Source organism: Candidatus Nitrosotalea sp. FS (genome assembly GCF_011319475.1).
Classification (GTDB): Archaea; Thermoproteota; Nitrososphaeria; order Nitrososphaerales; family Nitrosopumilaceae; genus Nitrosotalea.
Genome location: NZ_RCMC01000153.1, coordinates 2,502 through 7,852 on the forward strand (window position 1 = coordinate 2,502; position 5,351 = coordinate 7,852).

At 37.5% G+C, this 5,351-nt stretch carries 9 protein-coding genes and 1 pseudogene; 4 read left to right on the forward strand and 6 right to left on the reverse strand.

Features of this window, described 5'->3' with window-relative positions:
• Window positions 1–131 precede the first annotated feature (131 nt).
• The gene (locus DYY66_RS05370; protein ID WP_166286867.1) at window positions 132–413 is read right to left on the reverse strand and encodes an RpoL/Rpb11 RNA polymerase subunit family protein; all 282 of its coding nucleotides are present in this window, start codon (window positions 411–413) and stop codon (window positions 132–134) included.
• A gap of 46 nt (window positions 414–459) precedes the next feature.
• On the opposite strand from DYY66_RS05370, the gene DYY66_RS05375 reads away from it, so the two are divergent.
• Window positions 460–846 (forward strand): hypothetical protein, encoded by a 387-nt coding sequence (locus tag DYY66_RS05375; RefSeq protein ID WP_255496145.1) that lies wholly within the window; start codon window positions 460–462, stop codon window positions 844–846.
• 188 nt (window positions 847–1,034) lie between these two features.
• Entirely contained in the window at window positions 1,035–1,181 is a 147-nt protein-coding gene (locus DYY66_RS05380; protein WP_166286869.1) for a hypothetical protein, read from the forward strand.
• A gap of 2 nt (window positions 1,182–1,183) precedes the next feature.
• On the opposite strand, the gene DYY66_RS05385 is transcribed toward DYY66_RS05380, so the two are convergent.
• Both DYY66_RS05385 and DYY66_RS05390 read right to left on the reverse strand, forming a co-directional pair.
• Complete coding sequence (locus DYY66_RS05385; RefSeq protein WP_166286871.1) at window positions 1,184–1,678, reverse strand: dual specificity protein phosphatase 23; 495 nt, start codon at window positions 1,676–1,678, stop codon at window positions 1,184–1,186.
• Window positions 1,679–1,762: 84 nt separating this feature from the next.
• Window positions 1,763–2,062, reverse strand: a complete 300-nt coding sequence (locus DYY66_RS05390) for an NADH-quinone oxidoreductase subunit I (RefSeq protein WP_101009164.1) — start codon at window positions 2,060–2,062, stop codon at window positions 1,763–1,765.
• Window positions 2,063–2,232: 170 nt separating this feature from the next.
• Between DYY66_RS05390 and DYY66_RS05395 the strand changes: the two genes are divergently transcribed.
• Complete coding sequence (locus tag DYY66_RS05395; RefSeq protein ID WP_166286873.1) at window positions 2,233–2,508, forward strand: peptidylprolyl isomerase; 276 nt, start codon at window positions 2,233–2,235, stop codon at window positions 2,506–2,508.
• On the opposite strand, the gene DYY66_RS05400 is transcribed toward DYY66_RS05395, so the two are convergent.
• On the reverse strand, window positions 2,500–3,114 hold the full coding sequence (locus tag DYY66_RS05400; RefSeq protein WP_166286875.1) for a hypothetical protein: 615 nt from the start codon (window positions 3,112–3,114) through the stop codon (window positions 2,500–2,502). The two genes, DYY66_RS05395 and DYY66_RS05400, sit on opposite strands and share 9 nt — an antisense overlap.
• 126 nt (window positions 3,115–3,240) lie before the next feature.
• Between DYY66_RS05400 and DYY66_RS05405 the strand changes: the two are divergent.
• Window positions 3,241–4,286 (forward strand): annotated as a pseudogene (locus DYY66_RS05405) (aminotransferase class V-fold PLP-dependent enzyme).
• Here the strand turns inward: DYY66_RS05405 and DYY66_RS05410 are convergent.
• On the reverse strand, window positions 4,283–4,543 hold the full coding sequence (locus DYY66_RS05410) for an Lrp/AsnC ligand binding domain-containing protein (protein WP_166286877.1): 261 nt from the start codon (window positions 4,541–4,543) through the stop codon (window positions 4,283–4,285). The pseudogene DYY66_RS05405 and the gene DYY66_RS05410 overlap by 4 nt on opposite strands.
• Before the next feature lie 79 nt (window positions 4,544–4,622).
• Window positions 4,623–5,351 (reverse strand): radical SAM protein (locus DYY66_RS05415; protein WP_166286879.1); only part of this gene is annotated, 729 nt, incomplete at its 5' end.

A 5,351-nucleotide genomic window follows, 5' to 3' on the forward strand; every position in this document is an offset into this window, starting at 1 on the left:
GAGCTGCCTTCATTTTTTACTTGTTTTGTGACCTTGCTGCCTTTCTCACTGTATCCACATTTGGGGCATACAAATTCAGAGTCAGAGCTATCTATCTTTAGCCGTGCCTGACACTTGGGACAGAATTTCATTTAGACACCTTTAATTTTAGAAAAAATTGCTTTTTTTAATTCGTCTGTATATTCAATGGCAGTCTTTGTTGCCTTTTCGATTTCCTTGATTGGATTTCCTTTTGAAGTGTTTACTCGCATTGCAAGTTGTTTGGTAAGAGGGTGTTTCAAGACTACACCTGCAAACTCTACAGTAGGATCCTTGAGCATCTCATATTGTACTATATAGAGAGTGCTGATGTCGGATTTTACTATGTCCAATTGAACCTCCTTTGGAGAAGATTTTTTCAGTAGAACATCCATGTAAGTCAAAAAAATACTTATTGAGGATATAAACCATCCCCAATAGTTGACTAGCGATAAAAATGCAATAAGCGGAGTCTCTCTAGGGAAATCCTCCGATAAGCCAAGAATAGAAGACAGCGTTACAATAAATGTAAAATTTTCTATTACAGGAGCCATCAGAGAAGCCTTCAATGAGAGAAATTGGGAAAAAGCTTACAATAATCATGACAACACCTTCAAGCTAAAATACGGAGTAAAGCTCCACACCGGTGGACTCCGAAAGAAGGAGATTGGCAAGCCCCTAGATACGTACAAGAAAGTTGCCCTTTTTTGGACTCGAAACCCTAAGCTGACTCAGATGGCAGAGAAAAAGGTCTGGGTACAGGTTTCAAAGAATTTTGAACCAACTATTCCAAATAGCCAATCCGAAGCACAAACAGCTATTTCTTGACTTTGATGAAAAAATACAATTTAATGCATCAGAGCTTGGAGTGGGTAAGCACAAGATAGGAGCCGAAGTTTACGTCTCTTGGTACAAACATGATTATGCAGACCAATTTGATGAAACTGCACACTCTAAAGAAATCGAGATCGAAGTTACCAAATAAGAGATATAAACGGAATTATTGGTGGATCGATATGGCAAAATTCGATGGACTTAGAGGACAAGAACTGCTTGAAGTAGAAGAGAAAAACGGCGAAGTAACTTTGATCTTCAAGGATAACAGGTTTTTGTTTATCAAGCTTGAAGACGGCAAAATGGTAACTACATCCATACCAGAGTAAACTTACTTGTTTAGGAATTTGTAGTACAGACCTATTGCTATTTCCTGTGATTCAGACTGGATAGAACCAGGTCTTTCTTTTCGTACTTTTTGTATGGCATTTTTTGCAGATATTTTTTCATATTTGACAAGATAACAAGCAAGAATAGTGCCAGTTCTTCCAATACCTGCTGCACAGTGAACCATGACAGGCTCATTGTTTTCAATTCTATTTCGAATAAACTCAACTGCTTCATCAATTTGTTCCATGTCAGGTGCAGAGTAGTCCTCCGTTGGAACATGGAGATATTTTACATTCGCTACCCAAGATTCTGGAAGTGAGTCCTCAGTCATTGTGACAATTGATTTTACTCCTTGTTTTAGTATCCAATCTATTTCAGAAACAGATGTTGGCATTCCACTGCCAGCCAATTTGTTATTTATCAGCCAACTAAAGTTTGTGGGTTTTTTTGTAATTTTGCCATGCACTCTTCGCCAGATGTTTCCTGGTTTGCTCATAGGATATCATGGTAAATGGTACCATATATGTAGAAAACTACGTCTAGAAAGAAAAATAAGAAAAAGAGAATTGTTTTTGAGGACTTAATCGATTAGTTCAGTCCAACCTTTTACGAACACAGAGTTTCTATAGAGTGGTACTGGTTGACCTGGAGTAAAGTCCATTGGTCTCATCCAGAAGATTGCCTTTGTTGGGCATACACCTATGCATGCACCATCTGAAATGCATCTTTCTGGATAAAATACAAATGCTTTACCTCTCTTCCAGCCTTCTACTGGTTTTACTCTTAATACGTCTGGGCCTAGTGATGTACAAATCTCTACACAGAGTGCACATCCTATGCACATTTGTTCGCCTATATCTGGAATAATTCCAACTGGCATGGAAGTTCTTTTGAAAAAGATCTTAATATAACTTGCTGAAAAATGGCATGTTATAACGGCGTTTGGCAATTTTATAACACCGTTAATTTTAGATCGGCTCATTCCAAATCTTTAGAATGACAATTGTTGGAACCGACGTTTTTTTATAATTTATTGCCAATCAAAAAACCATGGGAAGTAAAATTCACTGTGCACATATCTTGGTTGAAAAGCTAAGTGTTGCGCAAGATCTTAAGACAAGAATTTCAAAGGGCGAAAGTTTTGCAAATCTTGCCAAAGAACATTCTCTTGATGTATCAAAAAAGAGAGGCGGAGATCTTGGATTTTTTTCAAGAGGTGCAATGGTGTCAGAATTTGAAAAAGCTGCTTTTGCATTAGAAAAAGGACAAGTCTCTGATATTGTAAAAACCCAGTTTGGGTATCATATCATAAAAAGGCTAGACTAGCGGAATCAGATTTGAAGGTATAACGAGCTTGCAAGAGTCGCTAGGCATGCTCAATACGATGCCTTCTTTTCCATATTCAAGAAGGATTTTTTTACTATTTTTTGTTTCAACAAGGCGTTTTCCCGTAGGTGACAAGATCCAGCCTTCCTCTTTTTTGTATCGGACCATACTTGTAACAACAAGATAGGATTTGGTCATCCTTGTTATGCTTGCAAGCAACATCATGATAGACATGACAGTCTTGCCAAGGTTCTTTTTTTGATTCAAGATATTGTAGAGCCCATTTAGTGAATCCACAACAACTATGGTTTGAGATAGACTTGCCTTTACTAGGATCTCTTTGATCATCTGATACAAAGTCTCACTAGTTGGTTGGAAGAGTGTAACATTTTTTTCAGCAGCAAGCATCTCTGAAACCACGTACCCGCTATATAGCAAGTCAAGATCCAAGTACAAGACTTCAAGTTTTGTATCGTGGACTAGTTTTGAGATAAATCCAGCTTTTAGAAATGGATCAGGGTAAAATACAGAATTGATTAGATTTTGCTCTAACATTGTTTGCAAATTTAATTTTGGCTGAGCGCCATCGCTAGGATTTTTAAACAATGCAAAAGACTAGTAGATTGTAATATAATAATGAATTTAGATTATTCCCAAGATTTTCCATACAAAGAAAGAATCTACCTAAACAATGCCTCCACTTCTAGGATGCCAAGGCCAAGCATAGCTTCAATGAATGATTTTCTTGTAAAGTACAACGAACTTGGCCCAGATTCAGAGGCCTCTGATAACTATGTGAGGGAAAGGCTTGCAAACCTACGAAAAGAAATTTCAGGGCTGATTAAATGCAGGCCTGAAGAGGTGGTGCTTACCCAGAGTGTTACAGATGGAATAAACTTTGTAGCAAACGGATTGAAACTAGCTCCCAATTCCAATATCGTTATACGTGGCTCAAATCACGAGCATCCAGCAAATCACTATCCATGGGTCAGAGCCGGTCAAAGAGTCGAATTAAGAAATTTGCCAATAAATGAGACAGGTTATTTTGAACCAAATGTTTTTGCAGATACAATTGACAAAAACACAGGACTTGTTTCTCTCAGCCATGCGCTGTTTAACACTGGTGCAATAGTTCCTGTCGAAGAAATTGGCAAGATACTTTCAGAAAAAAATATACCATATTTTGTTGATGCAGCCCAGACTATTGGTTGTATCAGTGATGTAGATGTAAACAAGATCAACTGTAATTTCATGTCCTTTAACGGCTCCAAGTGGTTGTGTGGTCCAATGGGTATGGGCATTTTTTTTGCAGAAAAGATTCAAGCGAACTAATTGAGCCACTCCAGATTGGTGGAGAGTCTGCCATATTTCATGAAGACAAGGTTGCACACAAAGAAATGCCTGCCAGGTTTCAAGCAGGTTTTCGAAACTGGTCAGGTGCAGCAGGCCTTGAGGCATCAATAATTTATCTCAAAAAAATCGGAATTTCAGCTATCAGAGAGAGAAACATCAAGCTTGCAGAACTATTACGTCAGGAAATTTCAAAAATTAGTGGCGCAATTCTGTATGGTCCAGAGGAAAAGGAAAGGCGTACAAGCATAGTTTCCTTTTCAATTCAAGGCCAAGATTCAAAGACATTGGTTGCAAGACTAGAGAAAAATAACATCATACTTGCGGTAAGAGATATCTTTTCTAAAAAAATTGTAAGAGCTTCGCCTCATTTTTACAATACAGAATCAGAAATTCACGCTATGATAGATACGATAAAGAAAGGTTAGGACTTTTCTTGCTCTTCGATTACCATCATGGTCAAGGTAGAGTAAACCTTGTCTATCTTTCTAATCTTATTTGTGATGATACTTCTTAGGAGATCCATTGAACCTGCAGTTATCTTTACTATGATATCATAGACGCCGTACACACCTTGAATCTCATATTGGATGCCTTTTTCGCCTCCAAGTATCTGCTTTATCTTCTGAATTATGGCAACATCTGAGCCTAGATCAGAATTGATCAAGATGTAAGTAGTTGGCATGTACTAATTCCAGTTTCACGATATTTAACCTTTGATTACAATTTGAAATCAAATTTGTTACAATCTCTGAAATATCATTTTAGAGTACAAACTGGAATCTATTTTGTTTGTAGTTTTTAGAAAGTTTGCCCTCAATTGCTATTTTGTTGCCGCAAAAACTGCAATTGTTGTTATCATCAAGATGCCATCCTTGAATATCAAAACCGTATCTTTTGACAACAATTTTCTTGCACTGTGGACAGTATGTATTTTCAAGTGGGTGACCTGGTACATTTCCAATGTAGGTATAGTTGAGCCCAACCTCTTTTGCGATATCATGATGTTTCTCAAGTGTGGGTATTGGTGTTGATTCAAAGTCCATCATCTTGTAATCTGGATGGAATCTAAGAAAGTGTATTGGCATGTCAGGCCCAAACTCATCGTATATGAATTGACATAATTTTTTGGCATATTCCAAATTGTCACCAACTTGCGGAACCACCAGGTCGGTTATCTCTACGTGAATCTTTGTTTTACTGTGAATTTCTTTTAGTGTATCAAATATTGGTCCAGGATCTGGAATTCCAATATATTTTCGTGAAAATTGTGGCTCTGCATTTCCTTTGAAATCTACTGTGATACAATCAAGAAACTCATTCATCATGTTGACTGTTTCTGGTGTATCATAACCATTTGAGACAAAGATGTTGAACAGTCCATTCTTTCTTGCAATCACTCCACAGTCTCGGGCAAATTCGATAAATATCGATGGTTGATTGTAGGTATACGCAATTCCATCAGAGCCTGACTTTATTGCCATATCAACTAC

Bases quoted from the DNA above. Each gene is read 5' to 3' on its own strand.
- DYY66_RS05370 (WP_166286867.1), bottom strand. From the start codon at position 413: ATGGATGTTCTACTGAAAAAATCTTCTCCAAAGGAGGTTCAATTGGAC.
- DYY66_RS05380 (WP_166286869.1), top strand. From the start codon at position 1,035: ATGGCAAAATTCGATGGACTTAGAGGACAAGAACTGCTTGAAGTAGAA.
- DYY66_RS05385 (WP_166286871.1), bottom strand. From the start codon at position 1,678: ATGAGCAAACCAGGAAACATCTGGCGAAGAGTGCATGGCAAAATTACA.
- DYY66_RS05390 (WP_101009164.1), bottom strand. From the start codon at position 2,062: ATGCCAGTTGGAATTATTCCAGATATAGGCGAACAAATGTGCATAGGA.
- DYY66_RS05395 (WP_166286873.1), top strand. From the start codon at position 2,233: ATGGGAAGTAAAATTCACTGTGCACATATCTTGGTTGAAAAGCTAAGT.
- DYY66_RS05410 (WP_166286877.1), bottom strand. From the start codon at position 4,543: ATGCCAACTACTTACATCTTGATCAATTCTGATCTAGGCTCAGATGTT.